At 63.8% G+C, this 24,102-nt stretch carries 22 protein-coding genes; 3 read left to right on the top strand and 19 right to left on the bottom strand.

Translation table 11 applies throughout. The annotated features are described in order from the left end of the window. Positions 1–29: 29 nt before the first annotated feature. From P0D96_RS16830 to P0D96_RS16770, 13 genes are all read right to left on the bottom strand, one after another. The gene (locus P0D96_RS16830) at positions 30–2,294 is read right to left on the bottom strand and encodes an ATP-dependent DNA helicase (protein WP_408314407.1); all 2,265 of its coding nucleotides are present in this window, start codon (positions 2,292–2,294) and stop codon (positions 30–32) included. Beyond that, the gene (locus tag P0D96_RS16825) at positions 2,291–4,084 is read right to left on the bottom strand and encodes a VRR-NUC domain-containing protein (RefSeq protein WP_408314405.1); all 1,794 of its coding nucleotides are present in this window, start codon (positions 4,082–4,084) and stop codon (positions 2,291–2,293) included. Before P0D96_RS16825 ends, P0D96_RS16830 begins: the two co-directional genes overlap by 4 nt. A gap of 83 nt (positions 4,085–4,167) precedes the next feature. Next, entirely contained in the window at positions 4,168–5,055 is an 888-nt protein-coding gene (locus P0D96_RS16820; protein WP_408314580.1) for an MBL fold metallo-hydrolase, read from the bottom strand. A 280-nt stretch (positions 5,056–5,335) separates the two neighbouring features. Then, on the bottom strand, positions 5,336–6,751 hold the full coding sequence (locus tag P0D96_RS16815; protein WP_408314403.1) for an MFS transporter: 1,416 nt from the start codon (positions 6,749–6,751) through the stop codon (positions 5,336–5,338). A 37-nt stretch (positions 6,752–6,788) separates the two neighbouring features. Continuing rightward, the gene (locus P0D96_RS16810) at positions 6,789–7,802 is read right to left on the bottom strand and encodes a succinylglutamate desuccinylase/aspartoacylase family protein (RefSeq protein WP_408314402.1); all 1,014 of its coding nucleotides are present in this window, start codon (positions 7,800–7,802) and stop codon (positions 6,789–6,791) included. A 156-nt stretch (positions 7,803–7,958) separates the two neighbouring features. Further along, positions 7,959–8,843: a LysR family transcriptional regulator gene (locus P0D96_RS16805; protein WP_408314400.1), complete on the bottom strand. Its 885-nt coding sequence runs from the start codon at positions 8,841–8,843 to the stop codon at positions 7,959–7,961. A gap of 71 nt (positions 8,844–8,914) precedes the next feature. Next, complete coding sequence (locus tag P0D96_RS16800) at positions 8,915–9,502, bottom strand: LutC/YkgG family protein (RefSeq protein WP_408314398.1); 588 nt, start codon at positions 9,500–9,502, stop codon at positions 8,915–8,917. Beyond that, positions 9,489–10,883 carry a lactate utilization protein B gene (locus P0D96_RS16795; RefSeq protein WP_408180005.1) on the bottom strand — a complete coding sequence of 465 codons (1,395 nt, stop codon included), beginning with the start codon at positions 10,881–10,883 and terminating at the stop codon, positions 9,489–9,491. The genes P0D96_RS16800 and P0D96_RS16795 overlap by 14 nt, the downstream gene beginning before the upstream one ends. Further along, positions 10,880–11,623, bottom strand: a complete 744-nt coding sequence (locus tag P0D96_RS16790; protein WP_408314396.1) for a (Fe-S)-binding protein — start codon at positions 11,621–11,623, stop codon at positions 10,880–10,882. Before P0D96_RS16790 ends, P0D96_RS16795 begins: the two co-directional genes overlap by 4 nt. A 347-nt stretch (positions 11,624–11,970) precedes the next feature. Next, the gene (locus P0D96_RS16785; RefSeq protein ID WP_408291039.1) at positions 11,971–12,717 is read right to left on the bottom strand and encodes a FadR/GntR family transcriptional regulator; all 747 of its coding nucleotides are present in this window, start codon (positions 12,715–12,717) and stop codon (positions 11,971–11,973) included. Positions 12,718–12,898: 181 nt separating this feature from the next. Beyond that, complete coding sequence (locus P0D96_RS16780; RefSeq protein ID WP_408314394.1) at positions 12,899–14,683, bottom strand: S10 family peptidase; 1,785 nt, start codon at positions 14,681–14,683, stop codon at positions 12,899–12,901. Between the two features lie 187 nt (positions 14,684–14,870). After that, positions 14,871–16,049, bottom strand: coding sequence for a pyridoxal phosphate-dependent aminotransferase (locus tag P0D96_RS16775; protein ID WP_408314392.1), 1,179 nt, complete (start codon positions 16,047–16,049; stop codon positions 14,871–14,873). 134 nt (positions 16,050–16,183) lie between these two features. Beyond that, positions 16,184–17,665, bottom strand: coding sequence for an RNA polymerase factor sigma-54 (locus tag P0D96_RS16770; RefSeq protein ID WP_408314391.1), 1,482 nt, complete (start codon positions 17,663–17,665; stop codon positions 16,184–16,186). 496 nt (positions 17,666–18,161) lie between these two features. On the opposite strand from P0D96_RS16770, the gene P0D96_RS16765 reads away from it, so the two are divergent. Beyond that, positions 18,162–18,503 carry a BON domain-containing protein gene (locus tag P0D96_RS16765; protein ID WP_408180000.1) on the top strand — a complete coding sequence of 114 codons (342 nt, stop codon included), beginning with the start codon at positions 18,162–18,164 and terminating at the stop codon, positions 18,501–18,503. Between the two features lie 190 nt (positions 18,504–18,693). Here the strand turns inward: P0D96_RS16765 and P0D96_RS16760 are convergent, their stop codons facing one another. Then, entirely contained in the window at positions 18,694–19,146 is a 453-nt protein-coding gene (locus tag P0D96_RS16760; RefSeq protein ID WP_132377396.1) for a PA2169 family four-helix-bundle protein, read from the bottom strand. A 371-nt stretch (positions 19,147–19,517) separates the two neighbouring features. On the opposite strand from P0D96_RS16760, the gene P0D96_RS16755 reads away from it, so the two are divergent. Beyond that, entirely contained in the window at positions 19,518–19,760 is a 243-nt protein-coding gene (locus P0D96_RS16755; RefSeq protein ID WP_408314389.1) for a hypothetical protein, read from the top strand. Between the two features lie 92 nt (positions 19,761–19,852). On the opposite strand, the gene P0D96_RS16750 is transcribed toward P0D96_RS16755, so the two are convergent. The 5 genes from P0D96_RS16750 to P0D96_RS16730 all read right to left on the bottom strand — a co-directional run bounded on the left by P0D96_RS16750 (position 19,853) and on the right by P0D96_RS16730 (position 22,573). Then, positions 19,853–20,434 (bottom strand): hypothetical protein, encoded by a 582-nt coding sequence (locus P0D96_RS16750; RefSeq protein ID WP_408314387.1) that lies wholly within the window; start codon positions 20,432–20,434, stop codon positions 19,853–19,855. Positions 20,435–20,528: 94 nt separating this feature from the next. Beyond that, entirely contained in the window at positions 20,529–20,873 is a 345-nt protein-coding gene (locus P0D96_RS16745) for a DUF1488 family protein (protein ID WP_132377399.1), read from the bottom strand. Continuing rightward, positions 20,870–21,433, bottom strand: a complete 564-nt coding sequence (locus P0D96_RS16740; protein ID WP_408179997.1) for a DUF4142 domain-containing protein — start codon at positions 21,431–21,433, stop codon at positions 20,870–20,872. Before P0D96_RS16740 ends, P0D96_RS16745 begins: the two co-directional genes overlap by 4 nt. 100 nt (positions 21,434–21,533) lie before the next feature. Continuing rightward, positions 21,534–22,085, bottom strand: coding sequence for a type 1 glutamine amidotransferase domain-containing protein (locus P0D96_RS16735; protein ID WP_408179996.1), 552 nt, complete (start codon positions 22,083–22,085; stop codon positions 21,534–21,536). 146 nt (positions 22,086–22,231) lie between these two features. Next, positions 22,232–22,573, bottom strand: coding sequence for a chemotaxis protein (locus tag P0D96_RS16730; RefSeq protein ID WP_132377402.1), 342 nt, complete (start codon positions 22,571–22,573; stop codon positions 22,232–22,234). A 202-nt stretch (positions 22,574–22,775) separates the two neighbouring features. Between P0D96_RS16730 and P0D96_RS16725 the strand changes: the two genes are divergently transcribed. Continuing rightward, positions 22,776–24,068, top strand: a complete 1,293-nt coding sequence (locus P0D96_RS16725; RefSeq protein ID WP_408314578.1) for a DNA topoisomerase IB — start codon at positions 22,776–22,778, stop codon at positions 24,066–24,068. The last annotated feature ends 34 nt before the right edge of the window (positions 24,069–24,102 follow it).

The following is a 24,102-nucleotide window of genomic DNA, read 5'->3' as shown; positions in this document are numbered from 1 at the left end:
GCGCGCTAATAACGCGCCGGGCTGCCGCGCTATTGCACGTCCCACCAGCGCGGCAGCAACCGCCGCACTTCCGGCCGCCGGTAGCGGTCGTCGATCAGATGCACCACACCCTGGTCCTGCTCCGTGCGGATCACGCGTCCGGCCGCCTGCACCACTTTCTGCAAACCGGGGTACAGATACATGTAGTCGTAGCCGTTGCCGAACTTCACCTCCATCGTGCGACGCATCTGTTCGTTGATCTCGTTCATCTGCGGCAAACCGAGCGTGGCGATGAACGCGCCGATCAATTGCTGGCCGACCAGATCGACGCCTTCCGAAAACGCGCCGCCCAGCACCGCGAAGCCCACGCCCTGATTCATGGTGCGAAAGCGCGCGAGAAACGCGTCGCGCGCCGCTTCGTCCATGCCGGGTTCCTGCGCCCAGACCGGCAAGTCCGGATGCCGCTCGCGCATCAGCGCGACCACGCGCTGCAAATACTCGAAGCTGCTCAGAAAGCCCAGATAGTTGCCCGGCTGCGCCGCATATTGCCGCGCGATCAGATCGACGATCGGCACGAGCGAACGCTCGCGGTCGCGCCAACGCGTCGATACGTTGCCGGCCACGCGCACCTGCAACTGTTCGGCGCGAAACGGCCCTTCCACGTCGAGCCATTGGGTTTGTTCAGGCAGGCCCAGGGTGTCGCGATAGAAATGATGCGGGTTGAGCGTGCCGGAGAACATCACCGTGGTGCGCGCGGCCGCGTAGCGCGGCGCGAGGAACGGCGCGGGAATCACGTTGCGCACGCAGAGCGTGGCATTCGTTTTGTCGCGCGGCGCGTAACGGTCCGTGGTCAGCGTGAGATCGAAGATCGAATGCTCGCCAAACTGCTCGGCCAGCGCGACGAAATGCATCGCGTCGAAGAAAAAGCGCAGCGACGCTTCGTCGATGGAAAGCGGTGCTTCCGCCAGCTGATCGGTGACGGCGCCGATCAGATTCTGCGCGGCCGAGAGCAGTTTGCCGGGGACGTCGGCATAGACCTGATAGGTCGCGGTCTGCACGCGCTTGACGGCGTTCCACTCGCGTTGCAGCCGTTCGAGCGGCTTGCGCAAGGTGGCCGGCGCCGTTTTGCGCGCGAGCCGGAACGTCGCCTGATCGAGCGACGCGGTGTACATGCGGCGCGCGCGGTCGAGCAGATTGTGCGCCTCGTCCACCAGCACGCCCACGCGCCACTGGTTGATCTGCGTGAGCGCATACAGCATGGCGCTGCTGTCGTAGTAGTAGTTGTAATCGCCGACCACCACGTCGGCCCAGCGCGTGAGTTCCTGCGCCAGGTAGTACGGACAGACTTCGTGGGCGAGCGCCGCTTCGCGCACCGCCGCGCGGTCGAGGCGCGGACCGGCCAGCGCCGCGCTGCGGGCCGCGTCGAGCCGGTCGTAGAAGCCCCGCGCAAGTGGACAGGATTCGCCGTTGCAGGCTTTGTCGGGATGCTCGCAGGCTTTGTCGCGCGCGACCAGTTCGAGGGTTCTCAACGGCAGGCGCGTGACGCCTCGATGGAGCGTTTCGATCGCGTCCAGCGCCAGCGCGCGGCCTGGCGTCTTGGCGGTCAGGAAGAACACCCGGTCGATCTGGTCCGACGCACACGCTTTAAGCAAGGGGAAAATCGTTGCGAGCGTCTTGCCGATGCCAGTCGGCGCCTGCGCCATCAACGGCTTGCCGTCGCGTGCCGAACGATACACCGACACCGCCAGCTCGCGCTGTCCGCTGCGAAACTGGCCATGCGGAAACTGCAGCGCGTCGAGCGCCGCATTGCGCGCGGCCCGATGCGCTTCTTCCTGAACTGCCCAATCGAGAAACCGCTCGCATTGCTCGACGAAGAAAATCTCCAGGTCGCGCGCGGTATGCGTTTGCGTTAGCAACACTTCTTTCTGGGTGCCGATATCGAAGTACACCAGCGCTACCGTCAATTCTGTGAGTTCGCGTGTCCGGCACAGCAGATGTCCGTAGACGAGCGCCTGCGCCCAGTGCAGCGTACGGTGATTGGCCGGCATTCGTTCGAGATCGCCGCGATGCGTCTTGACCTCTTCCAGCCGGTTCGCGCTTGGGTCATAGCCGTCGGCGCGGCCGCGCACGGTCAGGCGGCGATGCGTGCCTGTCAGCGTGATTTCGGTTTCGTAGCCGTTCGCGCGCCGGCCGGCGACCGTCACGTGGCCCGCCATGCCTTCGAGCGAGGTCGGCGCCGGCGTGAAGCGCAGGTCGAGGTCGCCCCGCCTTGCGGTGAATTCGCACATCGCCCGCACGGCGACGATGTAGGTCATGCGGTGGCCTCGGTGGTGGCTTTGGCGGCGACCTCGATGGTGGCCGCGGCAGCAACTTCAGCCACGCCCCCACCTTCCGCGACTACGGCTTCATCGGCCCAGCGCACGTCGAGCACGCGTACCGGCATGCCGTGCTGCGCGCAATACGCGAGCCAGCGAATCTGATTGTCCTGCAAGCGGTCGCCGGGGCCTTTCACTTCGATCAACTCATAGCGGCGCTCGGCCGGCCAGAAGCGGATCAGATCCGGCAAGCCGGACCGATTACCGCGAATATCGCGCAGCAAACGCTCGAACCACAGTTTCAGATGTGCGGCCGGCAGACAGTCGAGCGCCAGCGCGACGAGTTCCGGCGTGAGCATCCCCCAGAACACGAACGGCGATTGCAGCCCCGCCTTGCCATGCAGATGCCGCAAAATCGTCTCGCGATAGACGCCGCTATCGAGTTGTTCGAGACACCCGGCGAACTGATCCGCGCGGCGCGCATGAAAATCCGGCGCGTGCAGATCGGCCGGACCACGCTGGAACGGATGAAAAAACGCCCCCGGCACCGCCGCGAAAACCGGCTCCCAGCACAGCAGCCCGAACAACGAGTTGATCAGCGCGTTCTCGACGTAATGCACCGGTGCGGTCTCGCACGTCAAATGGTCGCGGGCGACGTACTCGACCGGTATCGGCGCCTCGGGCCGTGGCAGCACCAGCGCGCTGCGCTCGACAGGACGGGCCGCCGGCACACGCGCGACCGCCTCGCCACGCTTGCGCTGCAAACGCGGCAGCATGCGCGCGAGGCGTTGCGCCTCTTCTTCGCTTTCAGGCGCGGCGGAGGCTTGCAAGGCCAGCGCGAAGGCATCGTCGAAACGCTCGCTGCGTTCGAGCACGCGCATGCGCCGATGGCGCGCGCCGGGCCACGCACAACGCTCATAAACCGCCAGCGCGGCCGCCCAGTTCTGCCGACGCTCGCACAGATTGCCGATGCGGAACAGCAATTTCGCGCGCCGCGTCTCGAGCCAGGGGTTGGCAGTCTCAATGGCGGCGACCGACGTGACAAGCTCGTGGATTGCCGCCGCTTCCGCGTCGCCACCGGGCAGCCATTCGAGCGCCTCGCGGCACGCATGCAAGGCGAGATAGACGTCGACGTCCGCGCGCTGCTGGAAAGCACGCGACGAAGGCGCGAACGCCACTTTCTCGTACTGGAACACACCGAGGTCGGCGAGCACGAACTCCGACCACTCCTGCTGCAAATTGCCGAAGAACATCAAACGCAAACGTTCGCAAAGCGGCGCGATCGCCACGTGAAGGACGCGGTCTTCAGTTCGACCGTGCCATGCCGAAAGCGGGCGCGCCGTGGCGCCTTCCTCGTCGCTCTCACTCGCAGAGAAAGGGCGCAGTGTTTCCAGCAGGTCCGGTTTGCGCAGGCTCCTCGCGCCCGGAATCAACGCGATGGTGTCCGCGAAAATCTCCATCAACTCGGCACGCGTGGTGAGCGAGAACAACTCGTCGAGCGTCAGACACGGTTCGGTATCAACCCAGCCGAGCGCCGCGATCGGCGCGGCCGCCTGCAACGGGCAGCCGATCTCGTCGTAAGACAGGCGGCTCGCGCGGAACAGCGTGCCTTTGCGCATCAGCATGCGAACCAGCAACGCGCGCGACGACTGCGGCAACGCGGCGAACTCGCGCAGAAACGCGTGTTCGTGAGTGTCGAACACATCGTCATAACGCTGCGCGAGCCACGCCAGGGCGCGCTCGAAGTTCAGCAGATAGTAGAGAGCGTAGGGAGAGACAGGTGTTGCCACGGCACTTTCATGAAACCTGTATGTTTATACAGTGATGATAGCAAAATCCGTGGAGGGCGCAGCCACATCGCGTCAAGGTAGCGTCATGGTGCGGCGTCAACGTATTGCCATTCGAATCCGTCCGCGCCGCGCCTCACCCGCCCCGCCGATGTCTGCGGAAAATGCGCGGTGAAGAGCGTCGCGTCGCGATCGGCCGCGTAGTTCAACAACCAGTGCCGCGAGTGACGCGCCGACGCCCCATCGAGGCAGAACGTCGAGTTCCATTCCGGGCGGTAGACCTGGATGGGGTTATGCATCACATCGCCGGTAAAGATCGCTTCCTCGCCGCGCGAACGGATCGATATCGACATATGTCCGGCGCTATGCCCCGGCGTGGGATGAAATACGATACCTTCGCGCCACGTGCCGCCGTCGGCAGGAATCGTTACGGCTTGACCGGATTCGATCACAGGCACCACGCTGTCATCGAAAACCATGCGGCGGCTGTCACCCGCCGGGGTCGCGAAGAAATCCTGCTCCGCTTGCGGGAACACGTATTTCGCGTTCGGGAAGGTCGGCTGCCAGCGGCCGTCGATCCACTGCGTATTCCAGCCGACGTGGTCCGCGTGCAGATGCGTGAGCAGCACCTCGTCCACCTGCGCCGGCAAGATGCCCGCGTCGGCGAGACGCTCCAGGTACGGATTGTTCAGCTGATGAAACAGCTTGCTGAACGGCCGCTCCTTGAAATTGCCGATGCCGGTGTCGATCAGCACGGTCAGGCCGTCGATCTGCACGACCCAGGTGTGCACGCTCAGCGTCACTTCGTTGTGTTCGAGGTCGAGACTTGCCGACGACAGGCGGCGGCCCAATTCGTCGGCTGCCGACGACGCCCACTCCGGATAGAGGACCGTGGGCGCTAACGGAAAGCAGGTTTCGCTGACGCGGGTGATGCGCGCGTCGCCTATTCGGTGCGTGAGGACCTCAGTCGGCATCATATGACTCCGTGAAAAGTGCGGCGGCAGCGAGTGGATCGGTTATGCCACTCTTCTGCGGTGAATGGCTTCACTATCGCAAATCCGTGGCTTGCCGGCTAATGCCGTTTTCTGCGTTTGGTGATGCTTTGTGGGCATCGCCATGTGAGGCTCGGTGTCCATCGGTCTATGGGGGCGCGACGCGCCTTCATGCAACCATCTCTTGCGCCGGTTCACGCGGCCGCCACCATGCGGGCCATGTCATGCACCGATTCACGCGGACGCGGCCATGCAAGCCGCGTCATGCGCGGGCGAACACCGGCGTGCGTCGCGCCGCCACGCCATACAGCAGCGCGCTGAGCGCAGCCGCCACACCGCCGACGCACGCCAGCGCCACGCCCAAACCAGCGCTTTGCCCGCCGAGCCGCTCATTGATGAAGCCGACCGCGAACGGCCCGAGTCCGCCGCTGATCGCGTTGGTGAGAAACACCAGCAACGCAATCGAACGTCCGCGCATACGATTCGGAATCGCGATCTGGATCGGCACCGGCGCCAACGCCATCGCGACACTCGCAGCAAACGCGGAGGCGCCATACAGGACCACCGCGATATGCACATCGCCGACGAGCGGCATCGCGATGGCGGCCGGCACGAGCAACGCAGCCGCCGACGCGGACAGCACCAGCACCTTGCGCACGGCGGCGGCATCGCTGACGCGCCCGGCGAGGCACCCCGCGCTCAGCACGCCGAGTATGCCGCCGAACATATAGGCCGGCGCTGCCATCTGTCCGACTACGCGTGGCGTCAGATGAAAATGCCGGATCAGCAGCGTCGGAAACCAGGCCGCGTGTGAGTAGAACAGCGTAATCAGCGCGACATAGGCGGCGAAGTACGGCAGGCAGAAGCGGTTCTTCACGAACAGTTCACGCAGCACGTCTTTCAGCGGCGGCGTACTGTCTTGCAAGGCCTCGGCCACCACAGCGGCCGATGGCGCAGTTTCAGTCGGGACGACACCCTGCGTGGCCGGGTCCGCGGCCACGTTCCGAAGCGTGGACGACACCCCACGCCGTTGCGGCTCCCGCACCGACAACGCGACAATCGCCGCAAGCGCGAGCCCCGGCAATCCGACCGCGACGAACACCGCCTGCCATCCGTTCAAACCCATGCCCGCGAGCCACGCAGCGCCCGCGCCGTGCTCGATCGAACCGAGCAGCATGCCGCCGCCGAACAGAGCGACGCCACCACCGATGTACGGTCCCAGCATGAACACGCTGCTTGCCCGAGTGACTTTGCGCGGCGGATACAGATCGCTGAAGATCGACAGCGCCGCCGGGCTCAGGCCCGCTTCCGCGATCGCCGTCCCCGCACGCGCCGCGAGCAGTTCGCCGAAATTGTGCGCGAACCCGCACAGCGCCGTGGAGACCGCCCAGATCGCCACGCACACGGCAATCAATCGCACGCGATTGGAGCGATCAATCAAGCGCGCGATGAACACGCCCGCCGTCGCGTAGCACAGCGTGAACGAAAACCCTTGCAGCAGGCCGATTTGCGTATCGGTGAGCGCCAGCGTTTCCTTGATCGGTTGCACGAGAATGCTCACGATCTGCCGGTCGAGATACGAAAACGCAAAGCAGACAAAGAACAGGACGACGACGTACGTGTGCCCACGACGCGCATCGGCGGCGTCGGCATCGGTCACGGTGGTGACTGCATTCATGGCGAATCTCCGGCTGGCTTCTGTTCGATGGACTGGGTCACTGCCACTGCGCATCCGCAGCCAGCACGGCGATACAGTCGCCCGGTTCGACGCGTGCGAACGAACGCATGCAGACCACCACACCATCGCCCGCAAAACGGATCTCCTGTGGTTCGCTCCACGGCGCGTACGGATCGAACACCCGCGCGGCCAACTGGTCCTTTTTGACCTGATCGCCGAGTGCGAACGCGGGTTCGGCCACGCCCGCCCGCGAGGCGAACACGTAGTGCCGTGCGCCGTCCACTTTCAACCAACGCGTGTCGTGCCGCGGCGCAGGCGGACGCTCGTCAGGCGTGACGCCGAGCGTATGCAGCACACGCCGTAGACCATCCTCGACGATCGCGACGCCGTTGGGATCGCAGGCCGCATAGCCGCCGAATTCACCGCACAGGAACAGCTTGCCGTGCCGCTCGACGGCCGCGCCATACGTGCGGTCCTCGCCGAGCAGATCCATGAGCATGGTTTGCGGCGCGGCAAACGCCTGCACCAGCCGCCGGTATTCCGCACGGCGCGACGCGTCGGCTGGCGGCGCCGCGAGCAAGGCCGGCAGATGATTGAACGACGCGCCGCCCGCGTGCAGATCGATCACGACGTCGGCGCGCGGAAACAGTTCGGTGTCCGCATAGTGCGCAATCATTTCGGTGACGTGGCCGTTGCGCGCGCCGGGAAAAACGCGGTTCAGGTTGCCCTTGTCGATCGGCGAGGTGCGCGAGCCGTTGATAAAGGCCGGGAAATTCAGCGCCGGCACGACGATCAGCCGACCGTTAATCGACATCGACAGCATGCGCCGGATCAGTTTCATCAGCGCGACAGGGCCTTCGTATTCGTCGCCGTGATTGCCCCCGGTCAACAGTACGGTAGGACCGTCACCGCCCTTGAGCACGGTGATCGGAATCGGAATGTGCCCGTACGCGGAGCGGTCGTGCGAATACGGCACGCGCAACGTGCCGTTTTGCAGGCCGGGGCGTTCGTAGTCGATGTCGGTGGAAATCAGCGATGGTGTGGACGGCATGGTTGTCTCCCGATAAGAAAGCGGACCACGGCGCTGTCGTCGGATGACGCGCCGTGGTCGTGCATTCAATATCGTCGAGGCAAAAAAGCAGCGCCAATGCCGATTTTTAGGGAAGCCGATGCCTTACAGGCATCACAGCAAGGTATTGCGAGCCGCTCACTTCTGCGCCTTGAGCAAGGCAATGAACTGCGCGAGCGCCGGATTGCGATGCTGCTCGTGATAGGCAAAATGCAGCGGCAGCACGATCGACAGATCGGACAGTGTGAGGAATTGCACCAGCGCGGGCGGCCGTTCGCGATTGGCCGAGTTGACGATCGCCGCGCCCACACCCGCCGACACTAACGAGAGAATCGCGGCTTCCGTCGACACTTCCTGCACCACGTCGAGCGTCAAACCGGCGCGCTCGCATGCGCCGATCAGGCGGTCGTAGTAAGCGGGATAAACATCGCGCGGAAACGTGATGAAGGGCTTGCCGGCCAGTTGCGCGGCAGGCACGGTCTTGCGCCGGCCGAACGACCACGAAGCCGGCGCCGCCAGCACGACACCGTTTTCGAGCAAGGGCAAGCTGGCGAATTGCTCGGGCAGCGCGCCGAAGTGGTAGATGAAGCCGCCGTCGAGCTGACCCGCGTCGATCGCGTCCAGTTGCTCGGGCGTGTTCATCGGCGTGAGTTCGATGCCGACCTGCGGCGCCTTGTGCTGGAACGCTTGCAGCGCGTTCGGCACGAGGCCGCCCCACACCGCGTTTTCGACGAACCCCATGCGCACATGACCCGACACGCCTGCCGCGACTCGTTGCGCGACGCGCGCCGCTTGCTCGACCTGCTGCAGAATGCCGCGCGCCTCGCGCAGATAGGCGTCGCCCGCCAGCGTCAACTTGAGGCCGCGTGGCGTGCGCTCGAATAGCGCGACGCCCAAGGTTTCCTCGAGGTCCTGGATTTGCCGCGAAATGGCCGGCTGGGTCACGTGAAGTTGCTCGGAGGCGCCGCGCACGCTCGCGTGCTCCGCAACGGCGACGAAGTATCGGAGATGCCGGAGTTCCATGTCAGCAGAGTGGCAGGCTTATCGACGGGATGCCGCATTGTGCCATTCGATCGTGCGCGGTTACTGCATTTTCATTGCGCCGCGAGCCACACCACCGTCAACGACCGCACGCCTTGCGCCCCGCGAATCAGCACGCCCTCGATATCCGCCGTCGCCGAAGGTCCGGTGACGAGCGCCGCATAACGGGCGTCACGAAAATCATCGCGCCGGTACACGTCCTGCAAGCCGTCGATCAATTGCGCCGGGTCGAGCAGCACGACCAGATGCTGCACGATGTAGCCCAGCGCGTTGACCACATACTCGAGTTCGCTGAACCACACCGAGCCGGTTTCGGCGACGCCGAAGCGTGCCCGCACCACGCCGACGTCGATGTCCTGCAACGAGGCGGGTTCCGTATCGGCTGTGAGCGCGCGCGTGCCTGGAACTTCGGCAGTCGCCGAAGCCACCGATGCCGCCGCGCCGAAGCGCTCGCGAATCAGCCCGGTCACATCGGTTGCGGAACTGGCTTCGACGCAGGCGCCGCCCATTGCCTGCAAGGCCGCCGTGAAGCGCGCGCGCAGATCGCCGCCTGCCGAGTCGAACAGCGGCACTTCGGGTCGTGGGCGCGACGGTGGCTGCGCCTGCCGCACCTTGTCCAGAAAAGCCTCACGCGTTGCCATTGTCGCCTCCACGATTCTTCTTGTACCAGGCGTGGAAGGTCAGCTTGGGCGCCTCCGGCAACTCGCGCTGCTTGCCCCAGATATTGAGCGGGTTATACAGCACGAAGTTCGGCAGCCGCCGCAGCGCGCTGCCCATCGACGACACCGTCGCGCGATACAAGGTCGGACTCGCCAGCAAGCGCCCCGCCATTTTCAGCACTTCCTGCTTCACGAACGGCACTTCATGACGCTCGGCGATCACCGTGCGCCATTTGTAGATCTGCTCGTGGATATTGATCTTCACCGGACACACGTTGGTGCAACTGCCATTGAGCGTCGACGCGAACGGCAACGCGCTGTAGCGCTTCAGATCGAAGGTCGGATTGATGATCGCGCCGATCGGCCCCGAGTACGTGCCGCCATACGACAGCCCGCCGCTGCGCCGGTACACGGGACACGTATTCATGCAGGCGCCGCAGCGAATGCATTTGAGCGAGTACCAGAAGTCCTCCATCGCGAGCCGCTCCGAGCGGCCGTGATCGACGAGGATGAAATGCATCTCCGTGCCCGGACGCGGCGCGCGGAAATGCGAGGTGTATTGCGTGATCGGCGAGCCGAGCGCGCTGCGCGACAGCATGCGGATGAACACGCCGAGGTCCGACACCTTCGGAATCAGCTTCTCGATCCCGATCGACGCGATATGCAAAGGCGGCACGTTCGCCGACAGATCCGCATTGCCTTCGTTCGTACACACCACGACCGTGCCGGTCTCCGCCACCGCGAAATTACAGCCGGTCATGCCTGCCGTCTTCTCGCGCACGAAGTACGGCCGCGTGTTCATGCGCTGGCTTTCCGCGAGGTAGTGAATGTCGCTATTCTTCGGATCGGTGCCGATGGTGCGGCCGAACAGTTCGGCTACATCGGCGCGCAGTTTATGCACCGCCGGCACCACCATGTGGCTCGGGTCCTGATGATCGAGTTGCTGGATGCGTTCGCCCAGATCCGTTTCCATCACCGTGATGCCGCGCGGTTCGAGATACTCGCGCATCTTGCATTCGTCGGTGAGCATCGACTTGCTTTTGACGAGCGTGGTCATGCCGCGTTCCGACATGATCTGGTGCACGAGCGCGTTGTGCTCTTCGGCGGTGGCGGCCCAATGGACCGTCACGCCGTTGGCTTCGGCCGCCGCCGCGAACTGCTCGAGATACGCGGACAGATTAGACAGCGTATGTTCCTTGATACCCGATGCGAGTTCGCGCATCGTCTCCCATTCCGCAATGCCGTGCGCCTGCACATCGCGCTTCTCACGCAAATCCCACAGACGCTTGTCGTGAAACGCCACGTGCTCCGTCTTGCTGATAAAAGCGCCCGCGGCTTTCGCGTGATCGATCCGGTTGCTCATACGCGTGCTCCATTGAGGACCTGCGCGATATGGATGAAACGCGCGTCGGCTTTCATGCGTTCCGCGCAGCCTTGCTGATGCATGAGGCACGACATGTCGCCCGAGACGATGTATTCGGCGCCCGCATTCAGATGATCGCGCACCTTGTCCTGTCCCATGCGCACCGACACCGGCTCTTCGGTGACGGAGAAGGTGCCGCCGAAACCGCAACATTCGTCGGGCCGCGCCAGCTTGACGAACTCGATGCCCTTCACGCCTTCGAGCAAGGTGCGCGGCTTCGAAAACGGCGTGCCCGCCACTTCCGAAATCGACGCTTCCTTCAGATGCCGCAACGCGCTGCAACTGTTATGCAAGCCTACGCGATGCGGAAACTCGGCCCAGGGAAATTCACGCGCGCCGACCACGTCGTGCAGAAACTCGACGAGTTCGTAAGCGTTCGCGCGGACCTGCTTCACTTCGTCGGTTTGTTCGAGCGCGGTCAGATGCTCGCGCACGTGATGGATGCAACTGGCCGACGGCCCGACGATGTAGTCGTAGCCCGCGAAGTTCCGCGCGAACACACGCTCGGTGCCGGCTGCCTCGGCATGCGCGCCGCTGTTGGCCATCGGCTGGCCGCAGCAGGTTTGCTCCTGCGGATAGTCGACCTCGATGCCGAAACGTTCGAGCAATTCGAGCGTGGCGATCCCCACTTCGGGATAGAACGCGTCGATGAAGCACGGGATGAACAGGGCGACTTTCATAAGCTTATTGAAAAGAAAAGCGGCAGTCGGCGATCCGCCTACTCTACTGCGGAATCGCGCCGGGGACCCAATCTGCGTCGCGGCGGCATGGATCGATAGACAACGTTTTCGTCGTTTCAGTCAGACTGGTAAGGTTGGTCTGACCACGAATATAAGTGAAGTTGCAAGAGGGTGTCAATCGCGGGATCGCGACGGATTAGCGGCGATTAGGAACGATAAGGCCGCGCCGTGCGCGCAAGCATCCACGGCAATGAACCAGCACTGAAGAGGATTTAAAGCGAAGGATTGAAACCGCAACCACGTGGGCGCCAGGCTAGCGTCCAGACAGCATTCAAGCGCTTACGCAATCAAGAAACCGCACTCGACGAAGGCTTCGCCGCGTCTTCCTTGTAGATCTCGCGCACGAAAGTCAAATGACGCTCGGCGGCCTTGCGCGCCTTTTGCGCGTCGCGCGCCATGACGGCGTCGTAGATGGCCTGATGCTGGCTCATCAACTGCTTTTCCATCGCGTCGTCGTAATCGATCAGCCGATGGTACTGGCGCATGCCTTCGCGAATCAGCGTATGGATGCCGTGCATCACATGCGCGAGCGCGATGTTGTGCGTGGAGTCGGCGATCGCGAGGTGAAACGCGGCGTCCAGTTCCGCGAGGTTCACGCGATCCTGCGACTGCGAGCCGGCCTTCAATGCTTCGAACGCCACGCTGATCTTTTTCAGGTCGGCGGCCGTGGCGCGCTCGGCGGCATACACCGTCGAAATCGATTCGAGCCCCTGGCGCAATTCCAGAATATCGGCACTGGTACGTGGATTTTGCAGCAGCAGCTCGGCAAGCGGCTTGGAGATGATCGGCGCGGTGACGTCGACCACCGTGAAACCGCCCCGCCCGGAGGTCTCGATGTAGCCATCCGCTTCCAGCCTGATCAGCGCCTCGCGCAACGACGGCCGCGACACGCCGAGCTGCGTCGCCAGATCGCGCTCGGCCGGCAAACGGTCGCCGGGCATCAGCGTGCCGTCCGAGATCAGTTGCTTGATCTGGTCGGACACCACGTCGGACAACCGTTTGCGTGTGAAGGACTGGATCGGGAGAAATGGCATGGGCAGCGGTGAGTGAAGCCGGTTGAGCGAGCGGTTTTCCGGCGGTGGAAGCGTCCAGGCGCGGTGCGCCGCAACGTTGCAGTCATACCGCGACGTTGCAACGAATTATACCGTTCAACCGAACCCGCCGAATCCGCTTGTAAGGCAAGCCCCGAGCGCCGCGCGAGTTCTTCAGAGCCAGCTAGCGCGCCCCCGCCGCATAGAAACTCGCCAGATCGCGCTTGAGCGTATGCAATGCCGCGTCGTCGAGATAGATCATATGACCGGTCGGATAGTAGGCGATTCGCACATTGGCGCGCAGCGGCCCATCCACGCCAAGATGCGCAAGCGCATATTCGGTCGCATAGAACGGCGTGGCCAGATCGAAATAGCCGTTCACCGACATCACGCGCAAATGCGGATTCTGTCGCATCGCCTCGGCCAGATCACCCGCCGCGTACGGCACAGGCAGATGCTCGCCCCACCATTCGCGATGCTTCCAGTCCCACTGCGCCAACGCTTCGTCGTTGAAGACGCGGTAGCGCTCGGCCGGCGTGAAGTGCAGATCCTGAGCGAAATGCTGGTGCAGCGCCGCGTCGAAAGCACTCGAGACGCTGCTTACCGACGCATCGTAATCAGGACGCTCGGATACGCTGTCGAAGTCGATGCCTTCGAAACGCGCATCGTAACGGCCGACGCTGCGCGCCTGATCGCGCAGCAATTCACTGCGATAACGCGACGGATAGAGACGCAAGCGGCTGCGCTTCACATAGCCGACATCGAGGCCGGTGAACTGCGCGACTCGCGCGGCGATCGCGTCGCGCTCGGCGTCGGGCAGCGCATCACCTTGCGCGAGCGCCTGCGCATACGGGCCGCGCGCGAACGCGCGGGCTTCGTCGAGAAAGGCCGGCAGACTGGCCGGCTTCGGCACGATCTTGTCGTGATACCAGGCGATCGCCGCGAAGCTCGGCAGATAGCTTTCGCTTTTGAAATCCGAGCCGGCCGAAAACGCGGCCGAGTCGAGCACCGACGACATCAGGATCACACCGTTGAGCGCGATATTGTTCTGCCCCAACTGATACGCGAGCATCGCGGCGCGCGCGGTGCCATACGATTCGCCCAGCAGGTACTTGGGCGAATTCCAGCGCTGATTCACCGTCAGATAACGGTCGATGAATTGCGAAAACGCGCCGAGATCCTTATCGACGCCCCAGAAGTCTTTGCCGGTGCCATGGCCGACCACCCTCGACAAGCCCGCGCCGACGGCGTCGATGAATACCAGGTCGGTGGTATCAAGCAGGCTGTCGGGATTGTCGGCGAGCGTGTAAGGCGCCGGCGGCGTGATGTCGGGACTCGCGGTGCGCACCCGCTTCGGTCCGAACGAGCCGATCATCAGGAACACGGTGCCGGCGCCGGGGCCGCCGTTAAACAGGAACGTGACCGGCCGCTTTTCCGGCGTTTTGCTAGCGACGGTGTAAGCGACATAAAAGACGCTCGCATTGGCCTGCCCCGCCCTGTCTCGCAACAACAGGTTGCCGGCGGTGGCCGTGTAGTCGATCTTGCGGCCATCGAGCCGGATGGAATGCTGCGTGACCGACGAGGTTTCAGGCGGTACCGGAATCGCCGCCGGCTCAGGTTTCGCGTTGCGCTGCGCCGTGCTGCCCGATGTTTCGTTCTGCGTCGTCGCGGCGGGGCGTGGCTGGCGAGGCGTGCGCTGCGGCGGGGCTGCGTGCGGCTCATCGAGCGGTTGGTCGTTCGCCTCCGCGCGTTGATTGGGCGTGCCGCTCACGACGCGTGGCGTGTCCGGCGCGGACGCCTCGACGTCCGCGCTTGCAGCGGCTTCCGGCGAATCGTCTGGTTCAGCCGCCGCGCACATCGTGCTGAACGTGGCGAGCGCGAGCAGCACGAGCGCCATCGCGACGAGCGCGGCCGCCATCGATCCTGCCATCAGTGATTGGCGCAACCAGAAGGTGAAGCGAAGGCCCATGAGTTTCCCGACCGAGAGTCGATAGGCGCCGATGTCCGGAAGGTCAATGGTTAAGACGAACTCGGCGCTCGATTTTTGACGCAAGCATTTGCGGCGTCAATCGAAAACTGGCGAGGACGCGCACTCCTCCCATAGCGCATCGCTGCGTGACGCTAATCGAAAAGCAAACGAAATGTTGACGAAAGACTCAACGACGCGGCAATGCACCGACGAATACAGCGATCCGCTCGCACGCATCGATGAGGCGCGCTTCGTCGACGACGAATCCCAGCCGCACGAACCCATTCGCCGTCTCGCCGAAAGCGCTCGCGTCGAGCAGCGATACGCCCTGCGCGCGAAACAGTTGCCAGGTGAAATCGACCGTATCGAGGCCCGTGCCGCTCACGTCCACCATCATGAACATGCCCGCCTCGGGCAACAGGCACCGCAAGCCCGGCACACGATGCAAACGCTCGAATACCACGTCGCGCCGGCGCCGGTAGATCTCACGCATCTCGGCGGCGATCTGAGCCTTGTGCTGCAACGCCGTCAATGCGGCCTGCTGGATGAAGCCGGGCAAGCCGTACAGCATCGCAAGCGCGAGCCGCCCCATATGCTCGATCAGTTCGGTGGGCCCGATCGCCCAGCCCACGCGCCAACCCGCCATCGCATGCGATTTCGACAGACTGCCGAGCGTCACGGTGCGCTCCGCCATGCCGGGCAGCGCGGCAATGCTCACGTGCTCGCGTTCGAAGGTCAGCTCGGCGTAGACCTCGTCGGACAGCACCCATAGGTCGTGCTCGCAAGCGAGCCGCGCGATACGTTCGAGATCGGCGCGTTGCATGACCACGCCGGTCGGATTGCATGGCGTCGCGAAGAAAATGGCCTTGGTGCGCGACGTGACGGCCGCCTCCAACGCGTCGCAGTCGACGTGAAACGCCCGCGCCGCATCGACCGGCACCGTCACGAGCGTGGCGCCGGCCGCGCGCACGCAGGCCTCGTAGGTCAGATACATGGGCTCCGGGACGATCACTTCATCGCCCGCTTCGAGCAGACACAACGATGCGGCGAACACGCCGTTCTGCGCCCCCGCGGTCAGGATCACGTTGGCGGCGCTCGCGGCACAGCCGGTCATGCGCGTGTGTTCCGCGGCAATCGCCGCGCGCACCGGCTCGCGGCCGGAAACGGCGCTGTAGTGCGTATCGCCGCCGCGCAGGGCCTCGATTGCACGCTCGACGATCGGCGCGGGCGTGGCGAAATCGGGGTCCCCCACGCTCAGCACGATGACGTCTTCACCTCTCGCCTCCGCCTGTTGCGCGACACGATGGATTTCCCACGCGGAGGTGCGCCGGCCCTGCAAGCGTTCGACCAGATTCGAGTACTTCATTGACCCCACCCCGTTTCCCATGGACCCGCCAATGTAAAGGGGCACGCGCGAAACGTCCAGATACGAAAAAGCGCCACGCGAGCGAACAGCCTCGCGTGGCGCTTGAGCGTTGCCCCGTTTTAAGGGGCGGCGCGTTAAAGCTGGCGGCGCAACTCCGCCGGCGGCACCTTCATCAGGTGCCGGTATTTCGCCACGGTGCGGCGCGCCACCAGCACGCCCTGATCGGCGAGCATTTTGGCGAGCGTCACATCCGAGAGCGGATCGCGCGTGTTTTCCGCGGCGATCATTTCCTTGAGCAGCGCGCGCACGGCCGCGGCCGAACACGTACCGCCGCTTTCCGTGCCCAGTTCGCGCGGGAAGAAGTGCTTGAATTCGAAAATACCGCGCGGCGTGGCCATATATTTGTTGCCGGTGGCACGTGAGATGGTGGATTCGTGCAGGCCGAGTTCCTCGGCGACGTCGCGCAGCACCATCGGCTTGAGCGCGATTTCGCCGTACTGGAAGAAGGCCTTCTGATGCGCGACGATGCATTCGGCCACGCGCTGAATCGTGTCGAAGCGTTGCTGCGCGTTGCGGATCAGCCAGCGTGCTTCCTGCAGTTGCTGCGCGAGCGGCGAACGGCTCGCGCCGGCAGACTGCGCGAACAGTTCCGCATACATGCGATGGATACGCGCGCGCGGCTGCACCGCCGGGTTGATCGCCACGACCCACTTGTTGCGGACCTGACGCACGATCACGTCCGGCACCACGTAGTTGTCTTCGGTACGGCCGTAGCTGTTGCCAGGTTTCGGGTCGAGCTTGCGCACCAGCGCGCAGGCCACCCGCAATTCTTCGGCGCTGCAGCCGATCTGCTTTTGCAGTTCGGCCTGCTCGCGGCGCGCGAGCCGTTCCAGATGATGTTCGACGATTTGCCGCGCGACTTCGCGCCCCGGCGTGTCGGCGGGCAACGCGTTCACCTGCAGCGACAGGCACTCGGACAACGAACGCGCGCCCAGACCCGGCCGATCAAGCGATTGCACGAGACGCAGCGCCACCAGCAATTCTTCTTCGGTCAATTCGGGTTCGAGATCGACGCTGTCCGCCAGATCGGCGAGTTCCTGGCGCAGATAGCCGTCGTCATCGAGCGCCTCGATGATGAAGCGGGCCACCGCGCGGTCACGGTCGTCGAGTCGGTAAAGGCGCAGCGAATCGTGCAGTTGCTCGCGCAAGGTCGGCTGCGAGCGCGCCCATTCGGCCGGGTCGCTGCTGTCCGAGTCGCCGTTCTGGCGCGTCGAACTGCGGCTGCTGTAGTCGCCGGAGAAGTCGCCCGGCATGTCGTCCTGGCCCGCGCCTTCCAGCGTATCGTTGGCGCCGGATTCAGCCTGCACCGAATCGGGTTCGGCGCTTGCAACGGTGTCGGCGGCGGGCAGCGCGCCGCCGTCTTCGCCGGAGCTTGCGGTTGACAGCGCAACGTCTTCCGTCTCCGACGAGTCGTACTCGAGGAACGGATTGGTGTCGAGCGCCGTGCGCAACTCCTGCTGGAACTCCAGAGACGACAACTGCAACAGACGCACCGATTGCTGCAGACGCGGCGTGAGTGCGAGAGACTGCCTTGTGCGTAGTTCAATTGAAGGCATTGTAGTGAGGTCCCGTTAATAGCCGAAAAATGGTGAGTAACCTCCCAAGAGCAACTGTCGTACCAGCTCGCGCAACGCCCTGTTTTTTCTACGCTTTGCGTTTTCAGGCCCGCCAATTGCGCAGGCCGCCAGGCGCTTTTTTTACAAGCACCCGGCAAATTCCGGTCCCTCCCGCCGCGAGCCGCCGAGCGTGGCGCCTACGCTTCGCGGCGGCCTATTCCTCAGCCTAAATACCTATGCCGTAACGGCTTTCCTGCGACGGCAGTCTTTTGACGCCATGGCGGGCACACCGCTTGCGTCCGAGCACTATGTGGACGGACGCCGGTCTTTGCATGCAACGCGCAAGCGCAGCGGATGCAGACCGTCATCCGGTGTCGATAACGGGCCCTGACGGAACCGTAGCGGCAACGATCCCACGCGTGTCATCGGCGGTTCCGGCCGCGATCGACCGCAGGCAACAAGACCGCAATTTTCATCAACACCCGAAGGAGAAACCATGAAGACCATCCAACTTTTGAAGACCGCAGGTAGCATCGCTTGTGTCGCTTTCGCACTGAACGCGACCAACGTCATGGCGCAGAGCAGCGCTCCGTCGGCGGCGTCCGAAACCATCGGCCAGCACGTCGATGACGGCACCATCACCACCAAGGCCAAGGCAGACCTGCTGGCCGCGAAGAACGTCAAGTCGACGCACATCCACGTGAAGACCCGCAAGGGCGTGGTGTGGCTCACGGGTACAGTGCCTTCGGCCGACGACAAGGCAGCAGCCGGCGAAGTCGTAGAGGCAGTGAAGGGTGTATCGAGCGTCAAGAACCATCTGAAGATCGCTGCTGAATAAGAGCGGCCGATCGACCCGGGAAGTGCCGGCTTCGGTTGGCGCTTCTCGGTGCTTCTGGTTCAGGAAACAGAAAAGCCATCCGCGTTGCGGATGGCTTTTTTATGTGCAATCGGCTTCCGAATGGACGCCGATTGCGGTTAAGAAAGAACAATAACCGGCGCCCTATCGAGCGCCGATTGCTCAGCCACTTTTAGCGCTTGGCCGCCGCATATTGATCGCGCAGATCACGCACGCGGTCATGATTCTGCAGCACGCCCTGGTACTGCCGCTCGACGATCGCCCGCACATCCGCCGGCAATTCCTTTTCGAGCGCATCGTGATAGCGCTTCTTCGCGACGTCCTCGCCCTTTTCGCACTCGGCCAGAATCTCGTGGTCGCTGCGATCCGTCACGGCCGACTTCACGTCGACCCAGCCGCGATGCAGCGCGCCGCTCATGCTGCCGCCGGTTTCGGGCTTGCCGCCCAGCCCTTGAACCACGTCCTGCAGCTCACGCGCGCCGCGAGTGCAGTCTTCCGCACGCGACAGGAACAGCGTTTTCAGCTGCGCGTCGTGCGCGTCTTCGGCTGCTTTGCGAAAGCCCTTCTCGCCGTCCTTCGACGTTTCGACCAGATCGTTCAACACGGAAACAACGTTCGTAGCCATTCAATACCTCCAAGGGTTTCGTTAGTCATGGAATCCGTCGCCGGAGAATCGTCAGGCTGTTGCCAGGCGCCCGCCCTCCAACGATGGAGTTCATGGATCTATTCGCACGAGGCGTGCCCGACGGCTATCGCCGTGGACGTCTTGCGCGCTGCGACGACGACGCACGTGCAATCTTGCCGACGCGCGTAAATGTTGCCCGCTGCGAAACCTCGCGACCGCCAGCAAAGCCCCGCCCAGCGGGCTTCCGCTCGATGGCACAGCGGTTGCTTTATATGCTCCGCCCCCAGCACGCGTGCAACGCAACAACACACTGCAAGACGTGCAAACGGATTGAAAACAATGGGCAGGCAACAACGACAGGGAATATCACCATGAAGATCAGGAGCGCAGAATTTCTGGCCGCCGTCGCGATCATCACCTCGGCCGCCGTGATGCAGATTCGAGAACATGTGCAAGTGCGGGAAGCGCCGTCCGCTAATGCTCAGGCAGCGTCGCCTTCGTGTGGCGTGATGCATGATGGACTCGTGCCGGCTGCTTGCGAGCCGACGCGCGATGAGCGCCAGGTGGGGCGCGCGCCGCAGCCGCAACGCAATGCGCCGCAAGTCTGGGTCTGAGCAGAGAGTCGAGTACTGACAGGCACCAAAAAAAACGGCCCGACTGATGTCGGGCCGTTCAGCTAATGACCGCAGCGAAAACGCGCGTCAACTCAAGCGCTCCTCTCGCTGAACTCACTGAGCGGCACAGGCTGCTTCAACGGATCGAAGTCGGCCCAGCGTCCCTGCTGCCAGCGTCCGCTTGCCCGCTCGATCGCCATGCCGCCTGCTTCGCGCAAAACGCGCGCGGCATCGAACTGATTATCCGGCGAGACGTGCACGGCCACGAGCACGCCGGAATCGCGCGTCTCCTCGTGGAATGCCGGACGATGGCCCGTATGGCCAGCGTCACGCGTTCGCGACATCGCGCCGATCAGCGAGCCGACATACGCGCCCACGCCCGCGGCAATCAACGACACGATGATCGGCGCGGAGAACGCCGCGAAGATCCCGACGCCGACCACGGCGCCGACTACCGCCCCGATGGTGACGCCCATGCCGGCACCTTTGGGCGCATCCCTCGCGCCGGCATCAGTGCTGGTGTCGCCGCCGATCGGAAAACGCGCGTGCTGGCCACGCGGATTGACGAAGAACAGCGTGACGTCTTCCTCGACGAAACCTGCATTGAAGAGCTTTGCCGCCGCATCTTCGGCGGCGGGAAAAGTCGTAAAGCGTGCTGCGACGATGAGTGACATGAGGCCTCCTTGCATCGTTGGATAGCGTTTGCGGACCATGCCGCCGCATTTCGCCGCGCCGCACAGCGCGCGCGAGCGAGGGCACGCGCCGGCACTACGCCGTGGTGCCGCGATCCGGTTCCATGCCTTCCACTCTGAACAGTCCGCTATGCAACACTACGCCTTCACCGTCGTTCTGGTCGAGTGCTTCTGCGCAAACCGAACGGATACGTTGACGGCCTTTGTCGAAGGCGGCCATCAGCGCGGCTTCCAAGGCGGAATCGGCGCCGAAATGATCCTCGAGCGCTTCGGCGGTAATCGTGCAGACGACCGGTTCGCCATCCACCCGCGCCATGAAGCGCACGGTCAGATTCGCTCCGTCGAAGACCGGCTTGTCGTCGGAAAAAGTGATCTGCATAAGGGAATCCTCATAGGCCGGTCGCGGCAGGATCGCGTTCATGGCGAACCCTTCATTGCGCCGGCGAGTTGCTGCGCCATCGCGAGATGATGTTTGATGGTCGGCAGCGCGTGCAGAGCCGCCGCCTTGAGTTGCGCATCGGTGCCGCTGGTGCTTTCCTGCTGGAACAGATCGACCGCTCGCTGATGCGCTTCCACTCCGATCTGCTCGACGTAGGCTTGATCGAATTCCTTGCCCTTGAGCGTCTGGAGTTTGCCGACCAGCGCGGAATCCGCCGACGGCGTCGAGGTGAAGCCCTTCTTCGAGACGAGCGCCGCCATCGCGTGGGAGAGTTTCGTGTGGTCCGTAATCATCTGCTGCGCGAATTTCTTCACTTTTGGATCGCTGGAATTCTTCAGCGCAACCTTGCTGGCCGCGATTTCGGTGGCGTCGGCCTGCGAGGCGTCCTGCACGAATTGCTGATCCGCCGGCGAAAGCTTCGTGCCGCTGACCGGTGCATCGCTCGCCGGAGCGTCACTGGCTTGCGCGTAGACCGCGCCGATGGACGCCGCGCTCAAACTGAGCGCGACAGTCATCGCTTGTAGGGAATACCGGAATCTCATGCACTTTCTCCCAGGTCGACGGATACACCGAAGCGGAACCGGTGAAACGTGGCGCGACATTCATCAAATGCGAATGCGCGCGCTCCGCTCGTCACTCCGCTCATGCCGCCTTGCGCTTCGACAATTGCGCAATGAGCGTTCTGTTAAAAGCCGGCAGGTCGTCGGGTTTGCGGCTGCTGATCAGGTTGCCGTCCTCGACCACTTCCTGGTCCACCCACGTGCCGCCCGCATTGCGAATGTCGTCCTGCAAGCTCGGCCAACTCGTGAGTGTGCGGCCCTTGATGATGCCCGCCGACACCGGCAACCACCCGCCGTGACAGATCACGGCGATCGGTTTCTTCGCGTTGTCGGCGGCTTTGACGAAAGCTTGTGCCTGCGGCAGCAGACGAATCGCGTCGCCGTTCACCACGCCGCCCGGCAACACCACGGCGTCATAGTCGTCGGCGCTTGCCTTGTCGAACGTCGCGTCCACCTCGACGGCGTCGCCTTTGTCCACATGCTTGAAACCCTGGATCTTGCCGGGCTTGGCTGAAATGACGTGCACCGTTGCGCCTGCTTCAACCAGTGCGCGTCTTGGCTCGATCAGTTCTGCCTGCTCGAAACCGTCCACCGCGAGTACCGCCACCTTGTAACCCTTCAGCGTGTCAGACATGCATACTCCCCTTCCTGTAAGTGCTGGACCGGGCTTGTCGCGACGCCCGCCCCCATCATCAATGTCGGTTCAGCAAAAGACGTGCCCACGCATTCGACCGCCTGCCCGAGCCAGGCGCCCATCTCTGATCGCTGCCCGAAGCAGAATCAAAGACCTTGCGGGTCATCGTCGAGGCCATCATCGTCGTTAGCCAGCGGATCGATCACCCGGTCGGGCTCGATATCACCGTCCGGCACAAGCGTCGAATCACCGTCGGCAGCGGCGCGTTCGCCTGTGCCGGCACGATCCGTATCGCTGCCAAGTTCGGTGTCGCCGGTTTCGAGCGCGTGGTTGTCCAGTTCGGTATCCACGTCGAACTCATGACGCTTCGCACCGGCGACGTCGCTGCCGCTATCGGACGAATCGCTCGGACCGAGCGCGCCGGTCGTGCCGGCAGTTTGCTTCACGACCTGTTGCGGCTCTTCATCGGGATTCAGTGTGCTGCTCATCGCGCTCTCCTTGGTTCGTTCGTTCATTCAGTACCCGTAGCGAGAGTTCGCAAGGACTGTTCCGCTCGTTCACGAAGCAACCAGAAGCAACCAGCAGCAGCCATGCGCGCCACGCCGACGGCGGTGCCAGGCATTGCCTTTGCTTGCAGGCACAGTCACCGGCGCAAAGCGTGCCCTCTGCTTGAAACTTCTACCTGCGACGATGGCTGCCACACCTACTTCGATTCAACGCCGCCCTGAACGCGCGGACGACGACAACGCGAAACAGCCCATGCCGGCCGCCATGCCGCCGGGCTTGCGCCATGCCGACGATACGAAAGCCGGCATCACGCGTCAGCGTGAAAAAGACGGCTTCGCGTACTTCGATGTGGCGGGCAAACGCATCGACGATGAAGACGAAATCAAACGCATCAACGCGCTCGCCATTCCACCGGCTTATGAGGACGTGTGGATCTGCCCGGATGCGCGCGGCCATATCCAGGCGACCGGCCGCGACGCGCGCGGCCGCAAGCAATACCGCTATCACCCGCGCTGGCGTGAGACGCGCGATGCCGACAAATACGAACGCATGGCCGAGTTCGGCCGCGCGCTGCCGAAAATCCGCGCCCGCGTCGCGCGTGACCTCAACCTGCCGGGCATGCCGTGCGACAAAGTCATCGCCGCGATCGTGCAGTTGCTCGACACGACGCTGATCCGGATCGGCAGTGTCGAATACGCGCGCGACAATCAGTCGTACGGATTGACGACCCTGCGCAAGAAGCACGTGAAGATCGAAGCCGGCCAGTTGCGTTTCAGGTTTCGCGGCAAGAGCGGCATCGAACACGACGTGACGGTGAACAATCCACGCGTGAAGCGCATCGTGCGGCGCTGCGCCGAACTGCCGGGCCATGACCTGTTCCAGTACCTCGACGAAGACGGCACGCGCCGCACCGTCGGCTCCGCCGATATCAACGACTATCTGCGCCGTGCGAGCGGTGCGGATTTCACGGCCAAGGACTATCGCACGTGGGCCGGCAGCGTCTATGCGTTGGCCGCGTTGCGCCGCTTGATGTGCAGCAGCGCGGCGGAAGCGCGCCGTCATATCGTCGCGACCGTGAAGGATGTGGCGGCGTTACTGCGCAATACGCCGGCCGTGTGCAAGCGTTGCTACATTCACCCCGCGGTGATCAGCTCATTCGAAGCGGACGAATTGCAGAGCCTCGCGCCCGCTCAATCGCGCCGCGGGCTGAGAGTGGACGAGGTCGCGTTTGCCGCGCTGCTCGCGCAAGCCGAGAAACGCGCGGCGAAGCTCGCGCGGCAGGCCGGCGCGAAGGGGCGCAAGGCGCGCGAAGCGGCGGTGGCGGACAGCATCGGCGATTCGATCACTAGCCTGCTGAAGAAGTCGCGCGTGGTGCGTAAAGCAGCGGCGGCAAAGGCCGATGCAAAGGCTGGTACGCAAGGAACCCGGCGCGCGACTGCATCTCGGGTTGCAGGCGTGGGGGCGCCGGGGGGGTAGCGCGCCCCAAAAAAAGCCGCGCCGTAAAAAAGAC

The sequence above is a fragment of the Paraburkholderia sp. RL17-347-BIC-D genome (assembly GCF_046027915.1).
Taxonomy (GTDB): Bacteria; Pseudomonadota; Gammaproteobacteria; order Burkholderiales; family Burkholderiaceae; genus Paraburkholderia.
This window is presented reverse-complemented; position numbering and strand designations above follow the sequence as displayed.